The organism is Pseudarthrobacter sulfonivorans (assembly GCF_024391045.1).
GTDB lineage: Bacteria > Actinomycetota > Actinomycetes > Actinomycetales > Micrococcaceae > Arthrobacter > Arthrobacter sulfonivorans_B.
This window is the reverse complement of sequence record NZ_JANFCZ010000028.1, coordinates 20,878-36,458: the sequence shown is the minus strand read 5'-3', so window position 1 is coordinate 36,458 and position 15,581 is coordinate 20,878. Positions and strand designations below refer to the sequence as shown.

At 67.5% G+C, this 15,581-nt stretch carries 14 protein-coding genes and 1 pseudogene; 6 read left to right on the top strand and 9 right to left on the bottom strand.

Translation table 11 applies throughout. The features are described 5' to 3' along the window. Positions 1 to 11 precede the first annotated feature (11 nt). The 5 genes from NQJ30_RS16165 to NQJ30_RS16145 form a co-directional block, all read right to left on the bottom strand. Complete coding sequence (locus tag NQJ30_RS16165; protein WP_255771122.1) at positions 12 to 233, bottom strand: hypothetical protein; 222 nt, start codon at positions 231 to 233, stop codon at positions 12 to 14. Next, positions 230 to 1,513 carry an inorganic phosphate transporter gene (locus NQJ30_RS16160; protein WP_308215264.1) on the bottom strand — a complete coding sequence of 428 codons (1,284 nt, stop codon included), beginning with the start codon at positions 1,511 to 1,513 and terminating at the stop codon, positions 230 to 232. The genes NQJ30_RS16165 and NQJ30_RS16160 overlap by 4 nt, the downstream gene beginning before the upstream one ends. A gap of 155 nt (positions 1,514 to 1,668) precedes the next feature. Further along, entirely contained in the window at positions 1,669 to 2,175 is a 507-nt protein-coding gene (locus NQJ30_RS16155) for an HAD domain-containing protein (RefSeq protein ID WP_308215263.1), read from the bottom strand. Between the two features lie 204 nt (positions 2,176 to 2,379). Continuing rightward, on the bottom strand, positions 2,380 to 3,630 hold the full coding sequence (locus NQJ30_RS16150; protein WP_255771121.1) for an FAD-dependent oxidoreductase: 1,251 nt from the start codon (positions 3,628 to 3,630) through the stop codon (positions 2,380 to 2,382). Continuing rightward, positions 3,623 to 4,960, bottom strand: coding sequence for an MFS transporter (locus NQJ30_RS16145; RefSeq protein WP_255771116.1), 1,338 nt, complete (start codon positions 4,958 to 4,960; stop codon positions 3,623 to 3,625). Before NQJ30_RS16145 ends, NQJ30_RS16150 begins: the two co-directional genes overlap by 8 nt. Before the next feature lie 48 nt (positions 4,961 to 5,008). Here NQJ30_RS16145 and NQJ30_RS16140 point away from each other — a divergent pair, with 48 nt between their 5' ends. The 4 genes from NQJ30_RS16140 to NQJ30_RS16125 all read left to right on the top strand — a co-directional run bounded on the left by NQJ30_RS16140 (position 5,009) and on the right by NQJ30_RS16125 (position 8,693). Further along, on the top strand, positions 5,009 to 5,854 hold the full coding sequence (locus NQJ30_RS16140; protein WP_255771114.1) for an IclR family transcriptional regulator: 846 nt from the start codon (positions 5,009 to 5,011) through the stop codon (positions 5,852 to 5,854). A gap of 117 nt (positions 5,855 to 5,971) precedes the next feature. Then, a complete protein-coding gene (locus NQJ30_RS16135) occupies positions 5,972 to 7,105 on the top strand; it encodes a cupin domain-containing protein (protein ID WP_255771113.1) in 1,134 nt (377 codons plus the stop codon). After that, positions 7,102 to 7,935 carry a fumarylacetoacetate hydrolase family protein gene (locus tag NQJ30_RS16130; RefSeq protein ID WP_028268262.1) on the top strand — a complete coding sequence of 278 codons (834 nt, stop codon included), beginning with the start codon at positions 7,102 to 7,104 and terminating at the stop codon, positions 7,933 to 7,935. Before NQJ30_RS16135 ends, NQJ30_RS16130 begins: the two co-directional genes overlap by 4 nt. Continuing rightward, positions 7,935 to 8,693, top strand: coding sequence for a maleylpyruvate isomerase family mycothiol-dependent enzyme (locus NQJ30_RS16125; RefSeq protein WP_255771106.1), 759 nt, complete (start codon positions 7,935 to 7,937; stop codon positions 8,691 to 8,693). Before NQJ30_RS16130 ends, NQJ30_RS16125 begins: the two co-directional genes overlap by 1 nt. A 59-nt stretch (positions 8,694 to 8,752) precedes the next feature. Here NQJ30_RS16125 and NQJ30_RS16120 read toward each other — a convergent pair whose 3' ends face one another. Both NQJ30_RS16120 and NQJ30_RS16115 read right to left on the bottom strand, forming a co-directional pair. Next, entirely contained in the window at positions 8,753 to 9,184 is a 432-nt protein-coding gene (locus NQJ30_RS16120; protein WP_255771105.1) for a VOC family protein, read from the bottom strand. A gap of 100 nt (positions 9,185 to 9,284) precedes the next feature. Next, positions 9,285 to 10,346 carry a hypothetical protein gene (locus NQJ30_RS16115; RefSeq protein WP_255771104.1) on the bottom strand — a complete coding sequence of 354 codons (1,062 nt, stop codon included), beginning with the start codon at positions 10,344 to 10,346 and terminating at the stop codon, positions 9,285 to 9,287. Between the two features lie 58 nt (positions 10,347 to 10,404). Between NQJ30_RS16115 and NQJ30_RS16110 the strand changes: the two genes are divergently transcribed. Next, positions 10,405 to 11,025 (top strand): L-threonylcarbamoyladenylate synthase, encoded by a 621-nt coding sequence (locus NQJ30_RS16110; RefSeq protein ID WP_255771101.1) that lies wholly within the window; start codon positions 10,405 to 10,407, stop codon positions 11,023 to 11,025. Positions 11,026 to 11,063: 38 nt separating this feature from the next. On the opposite strand, the pseudogene ligD reads toward NQJ30_RS16110, so the two are convergent. Continuing rightward, positions 11,064 to 12,086, bottom strand: a pseudogene (gene ligD / locus NQJ30_RS16105) (non-homologous end-joining DNA ligase). A gap of 76 nt (positions 12,087 to 12,162) precedes the next feature. On the opposite strand from ligD, the gene NQJ30_RS16100 reads away from it, so the two are divergent. Continuing rightward, positions 12,163 to 12,840: an alpha/beta hydrolase family protein gene (locus NQJ30_RS16100; RefSeq protein ID WP_255771098.1), complete on the top strand. Its 678-nt coding sequence runs from the start codon at positions 12,163 to 12,165 to the stop codon at positions 12,838 to 12,840. 30 nt (positions 12,841 to 12,870) lie between these two features. On the opposite strand, the gene hrpB is transcribed toward NQJ30_RS16100, so the two are convergent. Beyond that, positions 12,871 to 15,573, bottom strand: coding sequence for an ATP-dependent helicase HrpB (gene hrpB / locus NQJ30_RS16095; RefSeq protein WP_255771147.1), 2,703 nt, complete (start codon positions 15,571 to 15,573; stop codon positions 12,871 to 12,873). Positions 15,574 to 15,581 lie beyond the last annotated feature (8 nt).

Sequence of the window (15,581 nt, the reverse complement as noted above, 5' to 3'; positions counted from 1 at the left end):
CTCGCTAAGCCCTACTTACTGAAATACGGGATGATCAGGTACAGGCCGAACAGGACTGCCGCGCCGCACAGGCCAAAGCAAATGTTGGCAAATGCCCGTTTGGCGCGCGGTGATGCCTGCCTGGCATCCCCGGCAATGGCCGTCAAACGGACGCCCAACGAATAGAGAACCACCACGGTCACGGCCGCCACCAGGGTGGCACCGGCCACGGTCAGGAGTTCCAACCACTTCATCGCTGACCGTCCTTTACGTTGCTGGCGTCGGTGGCGCCGGCGTCTGTGTTGCCGGCAGTGACTGGCGTGTCCGTGTCTGCCTTCGCTTTCGCCCGGGCACGTGCCCGGGCGAGGGCCTTCTTCTTGGCGAAGCGGACCGCCTGCCCTGCTTCCTCGACTTCCACGGCGTTGTGGTGGCCCACGTGGGATTTGCGCGAGAAGAAGAACATAAACATCACTGCGGCGGTGCCGGCGACGGCGGCGATCACGACGCCCACCACGCCGGTCTTGACCAGCAGCGCCGTCAGGGCGCCCACAATGCCGGCCGCGGGCAGGGTGAACAGCCAGCCGAGGGCGATCTTGCCCACCATGTTCCAGCGGACCGTGGTGCCCTTGCGTCCCATCCCCGATCCGATGACGGAGCCCGAGGCCACCTGCGTGGTGGAGAGCGCGAAGCCGAGGTGCGACGAGGCCAGGATGGCCGAGGCCGTGCTGGTCTCGGCGGCGAAGCCCTGGGCGGGTTTGACCTCGGTCAGGCCCGATCCCATGGTCCGGATGATACGCCAGCCGCCGGAGTAGGTTCCGATGGCGATGGCAAGGGCACAGGAGGCGATGACCCACAGCTGGGGACCGGTACCCGGTGCCTGGGTTCCGGCGGCGATCAGCACCAGGGTGATGATGCCCATGGTCTTCTGGGCGTCGTTGGTGCCGTGGGCCAGGGCGACGAGGCTGGAGGTGAAGATCTGCCCGGTCCGGAAGCCGCCGCGTTTCTGAGTGAGCTTGCTTCCGGTTTCGGGGTCGTGGCGGGCCGTCAGCGCGTAAGCGAGCCGGGTGCAGACGTAGGCCACGATCCCGGCAATCACCGGGGCGAAGACGGCCGGCAGAATGACCTTTTGGAGCAGGGTCTCCAGGTTCACGGAGTTGAAGCCGATCCCCGCAATGGCTGCACCGATCAGGCCGCCGAACAGCGCATGGGAGGAACTCGAGGGCAGGCCTTTGAGCCAGGTGATCATGTTCCAGAGGATGGCACCCATCAGGCCGGCAAAGATGATGTCCGGGGTGATCAGGACCCCGTCTGAGCCTTCGCGGATAATGCCGCCGGAAACCGTCTTGGCAACTTCCGTGGAAAGGAATGCACCCACCAGGTTCAGGATTGCGGCCAAGGTCACAGCCGTTTTCGGTTTAATGGCGCCGGTGGCGATGGGCGTGGCCATCGCGTTGGCGGTGTCATGGAAACCGTTAGTGAAGTCGAAAAATAGTGCCAGTCCGATGACCAGCGCCACCATAAAGGTGATATCCACCTGTTGCCCAATCTGCAGAGTCGACGGTCAGCAGTTCCTTAAACCCCCGCCTGCCCTGCATAGCATAATTCACCTGAAGTTCACGCGGAGTGACTTGCGGTGTGGGACAGGACCGGTATGAAACCTTACCGATCGTACGCGCCTGCGGCATGACGTCAAAACACAGGCGCGGCGACGAAGGCACTCACGGCGGCGAGCTCGGCGGGCGAAATTCCGCGGCGCGGATCGGGTGAGACGGCAAGGATCCGTGCCCCGAGGATGGCCGCCCACGCCTGCGCATCCGGTTCATAGCGGAGCTGGTCGTCAATCCACACGATCCCGGCCGGGGCGGTAGTGGCAACATCCTCCTGAAGGGCGGCAAGTTTCCACCACCCCTCCCCCGTGCCGGACTCAGCGGTCAGCCAGGGCCATTGGCGGCCGTCGAGTCCGACGGCCGGGCAGAGGTACCGGGGAGCCATGTCCTCCCAGCTGGTCAGCCAGACGCAGCGCAGGCCGGGGAGCCGGGCAAGGCCGTTCAATCCGGCAACCAGCTCCCCTGCGTAGGCGACTTCGAGCATGCCGGCGTTCGCGAGGCTCCAGGCGGAACCCCACGGCGTGGTGCCGGTTGCCCCAAACGGACACACCACGCCGTCGACGTCCAAATACAAGGTGACATTCAGCACGGGGCCTCCCCGTCACGGAGCCCCCGGCCGGCCAGGCCGGCCAGGCCGCTCCGGCAGCCGGACACGTGACCGGCCCTTAAAACGAGTAGGGGCTGCACGCATCAATGGTTGCATTGCGTGCAGCCCCTACTCAAGGACTCCTGACCTTCCGGGCCGGCTGGAACGGAGCTCTGCCCAGTTCAGCCCAGTTCAGTTCAATTCAGTTCAGGCAGAAACCTTCTCCGGCTGGGCAGCCTCGCGGCGCTCCGGGGTGCCGGGCTGGTCCTGGCCGTACAGCCAGTCGTTGTACTGGAAGTCCCCGTCCTTGCGGCTCTTGAACAGCAGGTTGCGGAGAGTCCGGGCCAGGCCGGATACGTGCCAGGACTCGCCCCAGACACGGGCAGTCCGCTGGACGCGGGCGGTGCGGCCGGCGCGGATGCCGTTGAACTCCTTGATGGCAGCGTCCCAGGCTTCGGGGTTGACGCCGTCGGCGGTGAAGACCGTTCCGGTGGTGGCGTCCTGCAGCACGGCAGCGTCTTCGAGGGCCTGGCAGGCACCCTGGGCCAGGTACTGCAGCATCGGGTGTGCGGCATCGCCCATCAGGACCATGCGGCCGGCTACCCAGTTCTCGATGGGGTCGCGGTCGTACATGGGCCAGCGGATGCCCGTGGCCAGGTTCTTGAGTGCTTCCTGCACGGCCGGAACACAGTCCTTGTAGGCTGCTTCAAGCTCATCCACTCCGCCGTACTGCTCTTCACCGCGTTCGAAGGATGCCGACTTGAAGACCGCCACGGTGTTCAGCAGCTCACCCTTGCGCAGCGGGTACTGCACCAGGTGGCAGTTCGGTCCGAGGTAGACGATGACGTCTTCAAGGTCGGCCTTGGGGGTGTTTTCGGTGATCGGCACGGTGCCGCGGTAGGCGACGTAGGCCGAGGGAACCGGCTCGTCGCTGGCGACGAGGGGACGCAGCGTGGATTTGAGTCCGTCGGCGCCAATCACCACGTCAGCTTCGTAGTCAACGCCGGCGGCGGTGTGCGCCACGCCGCGGCCGTTGACGGTTTCAACGCTTTCGACCATGACGTCGTTCACGAGCTTGACGCCGGCAGCCTCGCAGCCTTCAAGCAGGACACGGTGCAGGTCGCTGCGGTGGATCACAACGTACGGTGCTCCGTAGCGTTCGGCGAACTCTCCGCCGAGGGTCTGGCGGGTGAGTTCCTCACCGGTGACTGCATCGCGGAACACGAGGTGCTTGGGCTGGACACCGATCTCAAGGGCCTTTTCCAGGAGTCCCCAGCGCTGCAGGACGCGCGACGCGTTGGGTGCCATCTGCAGGCCTGCACCCACCTCACCGAATTCAGGAGCCCGCTCCACAAGGGTCACTTCGGCGCCGTTTTCACGCAGTGCGAGTGCTCCGGCCAGCCCGGCCATTCCTCCTCCGATGACGAGGACATCAGTGGATGTGGCGTGCTCAGACATTGTTTACTCCTTGAGATGTTGCGAGTTTTGACTTGAGATTGATGCCGACGGCGGCCAGCAGGACCGCGGCGATGGCGGCTGCACCGGCGAAGGCCAGGAAGTTGGAATTGACGCCCAGCCCGGCGGCCAGCAGGAGGCCGCCGATCTGGGGAGCGGCAACGGCACCGATGCGGCCGGTACCGAGTGCCCAGCCGAGCGCTGTTCCGCGGAGGTGTCCGGGATAGTGGCTGGCCACCGCGGCGATGATGAGGCACTGTGTGCCGTGGGTGCCGACGCCGGCCAGGACCAGCATGAGGTACACGACCGTGACCGGCGGCCCCGTGACCAGGACCAGGAGCGCGAGGGCGGCGACTCCGGCTGCGGCGATGGCGGTGGGTACCGGACCGAACCGCGTTCCGGCCCAGGCCGTGATCACCGAACCGGCCACCGCACCCAGGTTCAGCGCCAGGGCAAACGTCAATGCGGAACCCAGGTTGTAGCCGGCAAGCTGCATCAGGTTTGGCAGCCAGGTGCCCAAACCGTACCACGCAAACAGGGTGGCAATCGTTGCCACGGCGAACAGCATGCTGATGCCCAGGTAGGGGGCACGGAGCAGGGAGGAGAAGCCGGCGGGCCGCTGGGTGGCCTTGTCCTTGCCGGCGGCCTTGCGGGCTGCCTTTTCCGCGGCAGTGGCCGGAGCCAGGGTCTCCGGAAGGTACTTCAGACCCAGCGGTACGACGACCACGAGGGCGAGGATGGCCACCAGGAACATCGATTCCCACCCAAAGGCGGGGATCAGCTGGATCCCGACGAGGGCGGCGATGGATCCGCCGATCGGGACACCGGACATCATCAGGGTGGCTATCGTGGACCGCCATTTGGCCGGTACAAGTTCTGCAACGAGCGCGTTCGCTGACGGCACCAGGCCGCCGAGTCCGATGCCGGCCAGGAGCCGAAGGACTCCGAAGATGGCTGCACTCGGAGCGAACGCGCACAGCACGGTGAAGACCGAGAAGACCACGGCGCAGCCGAGGATGGTGCGGCGGCGACCCCACGAGTCGGCCATGCGGCCGGCGAAGATCGCGCCGATCATCATGCCGACGAAGGCCATGGATCCGATTGTTCCGGCGGTGGCCTTGGTCAGGCCCCAGCCCGTCTCGGAGATAAGGGAAGACTGGACGGTGCCGTAGACGATGAGGTCATACCCATCGAAGACCACCAGGAGCCAGCAGACGAGGACGGCAGCGGCCGAAGCTTTGGAGAACCTCGTACCGGGACCGTCGGCGGTAAGCGGGCCGGAAGCCCCCGGCGAAGGCCGTTGCGGCACTGCAGCGGGAAGTGTGTGATTCATCCCACTACTGTCATGGCACCCCAAGGTGAACCACAATACAATTCTGATGTGCAGAAAAACCCCACTTCGCGGTCAGTGTCCACGTCGGCTGCCAAGGCGGCCAGGAAGCCCCTCCAGAAGCGGCCCACGTACTCCATCGAGGCGGTGGATAACGCCTTGCAGCTGCTGCAGTTGCTCCGCGACGGCGGGACCTTGCGCCTCAAGGACGCCGCCGAGGAACTGGGGGTGGCCCCCTCCACTGCCCACCGCCTGCTGGCCATGCTGGTCTACAGGGGTTTTGCCATCCAGGATGAAACCCGCCGGTACGTTCCCGGCCCGGCCATGGGGGTCGGTCCGGCGGGGCTGAGCTGGTCCCGGCTGCTCCGCACACTGGCCCAGCCGCACATGGAGCTGCTCTCCTCCCGGCTCAACGAGACGGTCAACCTCATGGTGCGCGTAGGAACCAAGGTGCGGTTCCTGGCCACCGTGGAGGGAAATAATGTGTTGCGGATTGGCGACCGGCAGGGGACGGTGATGCCCGCGGACAAGACCTCCGGCGGCAAAGTCATGCTCGCGGAGCTCGAGGCCCCCATGATTGAGCAGCTCTTCCGCAGCCACAACGCGGAAATCGGCGGCGACACCATTCCTGCGCAGGACTACCCCGCCTTCCTGCGGGAGCTCGAATCCATCCGCGCCAACGGCTTCGCCGCTAATTTCGAAGGTACCGAGGAGGGCGTCAGCGCTTTGGGGATGGCGCTGCACAACAGGCACGGCCACGTGGTGGGGGCCCTCAGTGTTGCCACGCCGGCCACGCGTTTCCGCAAGGTGTTCGATGCCGGCCTCGTCCCGGCCCTGCGCGAAACCTGCCGTCAGCTGGAGATCGACATTGCCGCCAATCCGGCCGATCCGGACTAAGCGAAAAAGCAACTCCCTCCAGCATATTCTGGCTGGCAGAATATGTTGGGGGTCACAACGCCGGGTCCGTAGAGTCTGACTACGCCAAAAAGTGTTTTGACCTTAAAGGAGGCCGACGTGTCCATCAGCGCCGAGAACACGACCCATGAATCAGTCGCCGCGGGGCAGACTGTCCCTGAGCCGACGCCTGAAGAGGCGGCGCAGCTCGAACAGCTGTACAAGGATTTTGACCGGGAGAACCTGATCCCGCTGTGGACGCAGATCGCGGACCTCATGCCCATGGTCCCGTCGCCCAAGGCCGTGCCGCACGTTTGGCGGTGGAGTGACCTGTACCCCCTCGCCGCCCGTGCCGGCGATCTGGTTCCCGTGGGCCGTGGCGGGGAACGCCGTGCTATCGCGCTGGCCAACCCCGGCCTTGCCGGCACCGCCTACGCCACCCCGACGCTGTGGGCTGCCATCCAGTACCTCGGTGCCCGTGAGACCGCACCGGAACACCGCCACTCCCAGAACGCGTTCCGCTTCGTTGTTGAGGGCGAAGGCGTCTGGACGGTCGTTAACGGGGACCCGGTACGGATGTCCCGCGGTGACTTCCTGCTGACCCCGGGCTGGAACTTCCACGGCCACCACAACGACACCGACGAGCCGATGGCCTGGATCGACGGCCTGGACATCCCGTTCGTGCACTACGCCGACGCCGGATTCTTCGAGTTCGGCACCGAGCGCGTCACCGACGAGGCGACCCCGGACATCTCCCGCTCCGAGCGGCTCTGGGCCCACCCCGGCCTGCGCCCCCTCTCCGGCCTGGATGACACCACCAGCTCCCCCATCGCCGCCTACCGCTGGAAGTACACCGACGCCGCGCTGCGCGAGCAGCTCCTGCTCGAAGATGAGGGCCACCCGGCCACCGTCTCCCAGGGCCACGCCGCCGTCCGCTACACCAACCCGACCACCGGCGGGGACGTGATGCCCACGATCCGGGCGGAATTCCACCGCTTCCGGGCCGGCGCGTCCACCGAACCCCTGCACGAGGTCGGCTCCAGCGTGTGGCAGGTCTTCGAAGGCCGTGGCAGTGTAGTCCTGAACGGCGAGACCAGGACCCTGGACAAGGGCGACCTGTTCGTGGTCCCGTCCTGGGCCGAATGGTCCCTGCAGGCCGAGACAGAGTTTGATCTGTTCCGCTTCAGCGACGCCCCGATCTTTGAACGGCTGAACTTTAACCGCACCTACACCGAAGGACGCAAGAACGCATGAAACTCCTCACCCTCCGTCTCTCCCAGGGAGCAGAAACCGTCACGAAGGCTGTCCGCCAGGACGGCGACACGCTGACCGAAATTGACGGGTTCTCCGACGTCGGAGCGCTCCTGAAGGACAGCAACTGGGAAGCCATCGCCCAGGCCGCCTCCGGCGCCACGCACCCGCTCGAAGGCGCCGACCTCGACGCCGTTGTCCCCGCACCGGGCAAGATCATCTGCGTGGGCCACAACTACCGCAACCACATCAAGGAAATGGGCCGGGAAGTCCCCGAGTACCCCACCCTGTTCGCCAAGTACGCCGAGTCACTCATCGGACCCAACGATGACCTGGCCCTGCCGCAGGAGTCCGACACCGTTGACTGGGAGTCTGAACTCGCCGTCGTCATCGGCAAGAAGGGCCGCCGGATTTCCGAAGCCGACGCCGCAGACCACATCGCCGGCTACGCCGTCCTGAACGACGTGTCCATGCGCGATTACCAGTTCCGCACCATCCAGTGGCTGCAGGGCAAGACCTGGGAGAAGTCCACCCCGTTCGGTCCCGCCCTGGTCACCAAGGACGAATTCAGCGGCGGCCTCATGACCACCGCGGTGGACGGCGAAGTCCAGCAGTCCACGCCGACGAACGACGTGGTCTTCACCCCGGAATTCCTGGTTTCCTACATCTCCACCATCATCACCCTGAACCCGGGCGATGTGATCGCCACCGGCACCCCCGGCGGCGTGGGCCACGCCCAGGACCCGAAGCGGTACCTGCAGGAAGGCCAGCTCCTGGTCACCACCATTGAGGGCCTGGGCCAGCTGAACAACCGCGTGGTCAAGGAAGCCTGATGGTCGCGCGCCACGACCAGACGTCGGACCCGCAGCTGCTCGAATCGCTGCTGCAGGCCCGGCGTGGGACCGCGTTCTTCGCGCGCAAGCTCAACGAGCTCTCCGACGCGGACCTCGACGGCCCCTCGTTGCTGCCGGGCTGGACCCGCCGCCACGTGACCGCACACATCGGCTATAACGCCCGCGCCATCGCCCGGCTCATCGAATGGGCCGCGACCGGCGTGGAAACACCCATGTACGCGTCCACCGAGGTCCGGGACCACGAAATCAACTTCGGGGCCACCCTCCCGCCGATCGCGTTGCGGCACCTCTTCGACCACTCAGCGGTGCACCTGAACGTCGAATGGCGCGACCTGCCAGCAGACTCCTGGCACCACAAAGTCAAGACCGCCCAGGGCCGGACTGTCCCGGCCGAGGAAACCGTCTGGATGCGCACCCGCGAGGTCTGGACCCACGCAGTGGACCTGGACAACGGAGCCACGTTTTCCGACATTCCCGCACCGGTGCTCGAGCGCCTGCTTCAAGACATCACCGGCGCGTGGAAAACCCGCGGCACCGACACCGGGTTGCTGGTCCGGGTCACCGGCCGGCAGCCGGAGCTTGAGTTCGGCGGCGCGGGGCCGGACGCTCCCCTGGTGATCTCCGGCCCGCTTGCCGGCGTGGTCCGGTGGGCCACCGGCAGGGGTACCGACGGCGTCACCGCCACCCGGGACGGTGCACCCTTGGACGCAGTTCCGGCTGCACCGAAATGGATCTAGATCCCCCGCACTGAGAAGTAAGGCCCCCTCAACCGAGGGGGCCTTACTTGTCAGTGCGCTTAGGACGCTGGAGCAGCACCTGCACCGTTGACGTTAACCAGCCAGGACGTCCCGAACCGGTCAGTGCACATGCCAAAGACATCGCCCCACGGTGCGGGCTCCAGGGGAACTGTGACGGTGCCGCCGTCGCCGGCAAGTTTGTCCCAGTAGCCGCGCAGTTCAGCTTCGTCGTCGCCGCTGAGCGAGACGGAAATGGTGCTGCCGGGCGTGTAGTCCATGCTGTTGGGAGTGTCGGACCCCATCAGGACCAGGCCGCCCGGAGTGGTCAGCATGCCGTGCATGATCTTGTCTTTTTCGGCCGGATCTTCGCTCGCGTGGAATTCTCCAAAAGTGCTGAGGACCAGGTCGCCGCCGAAGACCGAATGATAAAAGGTCATGGCCTCCCGCGCGCTGTCACGGAAACCAAGGTAAGGATTGAGGGTCGTGGGCATGGCCGGTTCTCCTTGCAGACTGAAACGAAGGGGCAGTGAACAATCCCCATCCTGCCGCAATTCCGGTCCCGTTCAAAGGGTGCTTTTTGCGTAGGCAGATCTAATGGAGGCGACGCCAGGACCGGTCCCGGGATACCCGGTGCCACGACTGCCGCGGGCCCTCCCACTCACGGGCCACATCCGTCAGCCATATGGTGCTGTCCGGGTCCCAGCCGGCAATGACTGTCGCCGTGCCAGGGCTGACCGGAAGTGCACGCCCGGCCCCGCTGAGGTAGCCGAGGACCGTCAGGTGCACGGCGTCCCACTCGTCCGCCACGCGTTCCCAGTCGGGGATCACCCACCGCCCGTCGCGGCCCGTGGTTCGGAACCAGTCATGGCGCCGGGACGCCGTGACGTCCAAGGGAAACCTTTGGCACAAGTTCGTCCAGTCGCCGGGTGTGCGGATCTCCAGCGTCCGGCCAACGCCCCGGACGGGGATGGTGGTTGCAACCTCCCAGCCGAGGGAATCCTCCACGAGGCTTAGCCCGGCCGGGATCCGCCCCACAGTGCGGACAGGATCGGGCGGGACCGACCACCAGCCTCCGGACACGGGAGCGTGCGGGTCGGCAGGAAGGTCATGCGCGGCCCGGACCTCCGCCTCACGCACCCGCATCACCCATTCGACCAGAGTTGACTGCGGAACCTTCAACGGCGCCGGATCATCAGCAGGGCGCCAGTCAATGGCCCACTGCTCCACGCCGCGGCCCTCGTTCCACCAGCGGGCCCCCGGGGCGGCGATCACACGGCGGGCGAGGGGAAGCAGTGCGGCTCGGACCAGCGGCAGCCCCGCGAGGACATCCTCGCCGTCGGGCTCTTGCCAGTACCTTGCGGTGTCCACGGCCCGCTCCAGGGCAGACTGCACCGGCGCATCGTCAAGGTCCGCGGCCGCCAGGTGCCTGAGGGCGGCGGCCAGCACCCCGGGTGACGGAGCAGCCGGAGGAGTGCCGGCGTCGTCCGCTGAATCAGCGGTCAGCAGCACCCGGGAGGTTCCGCGGCCCGAATCCAGGTAGTAGCCCAGCCGGAAGACCATCAGCCTGATGTCAGGGTCCAGGTCCATCGCCAGCTCAAGGCACAGCCGCCGGCCCCGAGGCCCCTCCAGCAGCAAATCCGCATCAGGCGTCATGAGCCCATCCTCGCACCGTCCGTGCACTTATAGGGCAGCGGGACGTAGGCTCAGGAGCATGGCACGATACTTTGACGTTCATCCCCACGATCCCCAGCCCCGTGCAATCACGCAGGCTGTCAGCATGCTGCTGGACGGCGGCCTGATCGCGTACCCCACGGACTCCTGCTATGCCCTGGGCGCGCAGCTGGGCAACAAGGAGGCGCTGGACCGGATCCGGACCATCCGCAAGCTCGATGCCAAGCACCACTTCACCCTGGTCTGCAAGGACTTCGCCCAAATGGGCCAGTTCGTGAACATCGGCAATGACGTGTTCCGGAGCATCAAGGCCGTCACGCCCGGCAGCTACACGTTTATCCTCCCGGCCACCAAGGAAGTTCCGCGCCGGCTGCTGCACCCCAAGAAAAAGACCGTGGGCGTGCGCATCCCGGACAACCGTGTGGTTCAGGCCCTGCTGGCTGAACTGGGCGAGCCGATCCTCTCCAGCACGCTGCTGCTGCCCGACGAGGAGGATCCGCTGACCCAGGGGTGGGAGATCAAGGAACGGCTGGACCATGAGGTGGACGCGGTGATCGATGCGGGCGACTGCGGGTCCGAGCCCACCACGGTAGTGGATTTCTCCAGCGGTGTGGCCGAAGTGGTGCGCCGCGGCGCCGGAGACCCGTCCCGCTTCGAATAGGCCCTAGGTTCGAAGCGGCCCTAATTTGGGGAGAGGCCTTAATCCTGTTTGCGGGCCCGGCTTGGCTGCACGCGGGGCGGCTCGCCCGGCATCTTGGGATAGTCCGGCGGGAACGGCAGCTCGCCCAGACCCGCCTTCACGTCGCGGTCCCACCAGCCCAGCAAAGTGTCGATGGTGCCAGGGTTCGCGTTCATGTCCGCCCACGGATCGCCCACGGATTTCAGCCGGTCCGGGACGGTGAGGATGGTGAAATCCTTCGGGCTGATGCTTTCGAGTTCCTCCCAGGTGACGGGGCAGGACACCGGTGCATGGGCCAGGGCCCGGGGGCTTTAGGCGCCGGCGATGGTCCGGTCGCGGTTGGCCTGGTTGAAGTCCAGGAACACCTTCTCGCCGCGCTCCTCTTTCCACCAGGAGGTGGTGACCTTCTTGGGCATCCGGCGTTCCAGCTCGCGGGTGGCCGCGATCACGGCGTGCCGCACCTCCAGGAACTCATGCAGGGGCTTAATTGGCGCATAGACGTGGAGCCCGCGGTTACCGGAGGTCTTGATGAAGCACTCCAGGCCGGCCTCCGCCAGCACCTCCTTAAGGCCCAGAGCGGCGGGGACGGCGTCGTCAAAGTCCGTGCCGGGCTGGGGATCAAGGTCGATCCGGAGCTGGTCCGGGTTGTCATTATTTTCCGCACGCGATGGCCACGGATGGAACACCACTGTGTTCATCTGCACGGCCCAGACCGCGGCGGCAGGCTCGTCCAGGACGAGCATAGGATGGGAACGCGCGCTGGGAAAGGTAACCTTGACCGAGCGAACGAAGTCGGGGGTTCCCTTGGGCGGGTTCTTGGAAAAAAACTGCTCGCCCTCAACGTTGTCCGAGTACCGCTGCAGCGCAACGGGCCGGCCGCCGTTGGCAGCGATGAACGCCTCCCCCACCTCCGCTGTGTAGCGCGCCAGGTCAAGCTTGGTCAGGCCCAGCTCCGGCCACAAAATCCGGCTGGGGCTGGAGATGCGCATGTCGCGCTCGCCGTTGGGTCCTGGGACAGTGATGGTGGTCTGTTCGCTCGCCATGGGGACAACGTACACTGCACGGCCCGCCGAGTCAGTACCCGGCGCGCGGCCGCTCCTGATCCGGCATCATGGACCTATGCCCCCAGTTGAATCCCCTGTCACCATCCGCGCCGGCGATCTTGAGGTTTCCGGAATTTACGCCCGCCCGGAGCGCCCCTTCGCCACGCTGGTCCTGGCGCACGGGGCCGGCGCGGGCATGGAGCATCCCTTCATGAGCGGATTCACCCGCGGACTGAACGACGACGGCGTCGCCACCTTGCGTTTTAACTTCCCCTACCGTGAGGCGGGGCGGAAGTTCCCGGACCGGCCGCCGGCGGCCATCGCCACCTGGCGTGCTGCCATGGACGAAGCCGCGCGGCAGGCGACGACCCACGGGGACACTGGCCCGGTCTGGGCCGCGGGAAAGTCGTTCGGCGGGCGGATGGCCTCCATGGCTGTCGCGGAGGGAATGGACGCTGCCGGGCTCATCTACCTCGGGTATCCGCTGCACCCACCGGGCAAACCCGAGAAGATCCGCGACGAACACCTCTACGGCCTCACCCTGCCCATGCTGTTCCTGCAGGGTTCCCGCGACACCTTCGCAACGCACGAGCTGCTCGAAGGGGTGGTGTCACGGATCGGCCCGTCAGCGGCGCTGCAGTGGGTCGACGGCGGCGATCATTCCTTTGCCGTGGCAGGCAAAAAGCGTGATGCGGCCGAGATCGGCGCGTCACTGGCTCCGGCGGTCACGGAATTCATGCGGACCCACGGCTGAATTACTGAACGGGCTGAGTTACTGAAGGGCTCACATCCTGGCTTTGGTCCTGGCGGTGGCCTGCGCCGTCCACGGATCCTCCGGCCACGGGTGGCGCGGATAGCGGCCCCGCATCTCGGCCCGCACCTGCAAATAGGGCCCGGACCAGAAGGACGCGAGATCGTCCGTGACCGCCAGCGGCCGCCTCGCTGGCGACAACAGGTGGAACAGCACCGGAACCCTGCCGTCGACCAACCGCGGGCTCTCGGCCCAACCAAAGCATTCCTGCAGCTTAACCGCCACAACCGGCCGGCCAGAGCCGGCCGCGTCCGGCCCGCCGGTGCCGCCCGGCCCTGCACTGTCCGGCGCTTCGGGGTAGTCGATCCGGACCATCGATCCGCTGGGCACCTTCAGTGCCTCCGGTGCCAGCTCGCCCAGGCGGGCGGCCTCCGGCCAGGGCAGCAACCGCCGCAGCGGGTCGGTGAGGTCAATGCCGCTGACGGCAGCCCCGCCGGCCAGCTTGTCGAGTTCGGGCCCCAGCCAGCTGTCCAGGTCCGCCAGCAGCGCCTGCTCGGACACGTCAGGCCACGGCGCACCAAGTTCGCGGTGCAGGAGGGCGAGCCGGCGGCGCAACGCATCCGCCGCCGTCGACCATCCAATGATTCCCAGCCCTTCCCCGGACAGGGCGCGGGCCACTGCGGCCCGCCCCTCGGCCGGCGAGGGCCGGACAGGGGTGGAGGACAGGCTGATGGCCCCGAGCCGCCGTTCCTGCCGGGCCGTGACCCTGCCCTGGCTGAATTTCGCTTCGACGGTGTCGCTGAGCAGGTGCCCGGCGGCGGCCTGCGCCAGATCGGCTGTGAGCGGAGCGGCGGAACGGATCAGCGCACCGGTTCCGGCCGCGTCCCTGCCCGCAGCGCGCGAAACCTCCGCCACGGCCAGCCAGTCGTACCCGGTCAGCGGGGTGCCCGCCGGCAAACCCGCCCGCGTCCCGGAGGACAGGAGGTAGCGCGCCGGCCCGTCCCCCGGCACCCGGCGCGCCACCCGGTCCGGGTACGCCAGCGCGACGACGACGCCCAGGTACTCGGCGGGGGTCACCGGAGCAGTGACAATGGACGGGCCGACGGCGGCGCTTTCCTTCCGCGCGATGCTTTCCAACCGCCGGACGTCCTCCGTCCATCGGCGGGCGGAGGGCTCCCTGCCGACGCGGAGGGCGGAAAGAAAGGCGGTGAGGTCGCCTCCGGGGGCCCGCTGGTCCCCCGCCACCAGTGCCACCGCTTCCGCCGCAGCGTGATGGCCCACCGTCACGGCACCGTCCAGGAGCGCGCGGGCCAGCCGGGGATCCGCCGGGACCCTGGCCAACGTCCGGCCCAGGCGGGTGGGGTGACCGTCAGCGGCGACGGCACCCAGTTCCCGCAGCACTTCGGTGGCCTCCGCCATGGCCGCCGGCGGGGGTGCGTCCGGAAGCGCCAGCCCCTGCCCGCCGGGCGACCCCCAGCAGGCCAGGGTTAGCGCGGCGCCCGTCAGGTCGGCGACGTTGATTTCGGGGGTGACGTGCGCCGGAGCGGCACCATAGGCCTTTTGGTCGTAGCAGCGCACTACACGCCCCGGTCCCAGTCGGGCGGCACGGCCGGCCCGCTGTTCCGCCGAGGCCCGGGAGCAGGAGACCGTCACCAGCCCGGACATGCCGCGGTTGGCGTCCCTGCGCGGTTCACGGGTCAGGCCTGAGTCGATCACCAGCCGCACGCCGGGAACTGTCAGGGAGGATTCGGCCAGGTCGGTGGAGACGATGATCCGCGCCGGGCCGCCCTGCCGGCGCCCGGACACGGCCCGGTCCTGTTCGGCCGGGCTGACCTGGCCGTGGAGCTCCAGGACTTCCGTCCCGGGTGCAGCCCTGCCGCGGAGGCGGGCCGCAACGTAGGAAACTTCCCAGGCTCCGGGGACAAACACGAGGGCATCGGTACCGGGATTCCGGGACAGACCGGCGGCGTGCGCAGCGGCCGCCGTGTCCGCCACATGGTCGAGGAACCCGCGTGCCACTCCGCGCCCGTCCAGCCGCGCGGTGGCTGCCGGAGCCCATTGAACCTCCAGCGGGTACAGCGCTGACGGGCAGTCGACGACGGCAGCCGGCCTCGCGCCGTCGTCGTGCCCTGCTCCGGCGACGGTTTGGTCTCCCACTGCGGGCCCTCCAATCAGCGCGGCGAAGCGGGGCGCGTCCAAGGTTGCGGACATGGCCACCAGGGTCAGATCCCCGCGGAGCTGGCGGACCTCACTGAGCATGCCCAGCAGCAGGTCGGTCTCGAGGCCGCGTTCGTGGACCTCGTCCAAGATGACGGCGCCGGTGCTCTCCAGCCCCGGATCATCCAGGAGCCGTCGCAGCAGGATTCCAGGGGTGACGAACTCCACCAGGGTGCCCGGGCCGGCCTTGCGTTCTCCGCGGACGGTGTAGCCGACGCGGTCCCCCACCGGGGTGCCGTCCAGGGCGGCCAGGCGCCGGGCCGCCGCGCGGGCAGCGACGCGCCGCGGCTGGGTGACTACCACCCGCAACCCCGCATCGGCTGCCGCGGGCCCCGAGCCGGCGACGAGGTTGGCGAGCAGCGGCGGGACCAGTGTGGTTTTGCCCGTCCCCGGCGGTGCCTGCACCACTGCCGTCCCTGCCGCCCCGCCCGCCCGAAGCACCCCGGCCAGCTCGGAAAGCGACGCTGCGAAAGCCAGGCCGGTTCCGATCACGCCCAAGTTGAAGGTGCCCTGCGCCAAGTTGGCCT

Excerpts from the sequence above, each read along its gene's own strand:
- NQJ30_RS16150 (WP_255771121.1), bottom strand. The coding sequence starts at position 3,630 with ATGTCTGAGCACGCCACATCCACTGATGTCCTCGTCATCGGAGGAGGA.
- NQJ30_RS16165 (WP_255771122.1), bottom strand. The coding sequence starts at position 233 with ATGAAGTGGTTGGAACTCCTGACCGTGGCCGGTGCCACCCTGGTGGCG.
- NQJ30_RS16110 (WP_255771101.1), top strand. The coding sequence starts at position 10,405 with ATGGCACGATACTTTGACGTTCATCCCCACGATCCCCAGCCCCGTGCA.
- NQJ30_RS16120 (WP_255771105.1), bottom strand. The coding sequence starts at position 9,184 with ATGCCCACGACCCTCAATCCTTACCTTGGTTTCCGTGACAGCGCGCGG.
- NQJ30_RS16130 (WP_028268262.1), top strand. The coding sequence starts at position 7,102 with ATGAAACTCCTCACCCTCCGTCTCTCCCAGGGAGCAGAAACCGTCACG.
- NQJ30_RS16115 (WP_255771104.1), bottom strand. The coding sequence starts at position 10,346 with ATGACGCCTGATGCGGATTTGCTGCTGGAGGGGCCTCGGGGCCGGCGG.
- NQJ30_RS16125 (WP_255771106.1), top strand. The coding sequence starts at position 7,935 with ATGGTCGCGCGCCACGACCAGACGTCGGACCCGCAGCTGCTCGAATCG.
- NQJ30_RS16145 (WP_255771116.1), bottom strand. The coding sequence starts at position 4,960 with ATGAATCACACACTTCCCGCTGCAGTGCCGCAACGGCCTTCGCCGGGG.
- NQJ30_RS16100 (WP_255771098.1), top strand. The coding sequence starts at position 12,163 with ATGCCCCCAGTTGAATCCCCTGTCACCATCCGCGCCGGCGATCTTGAG.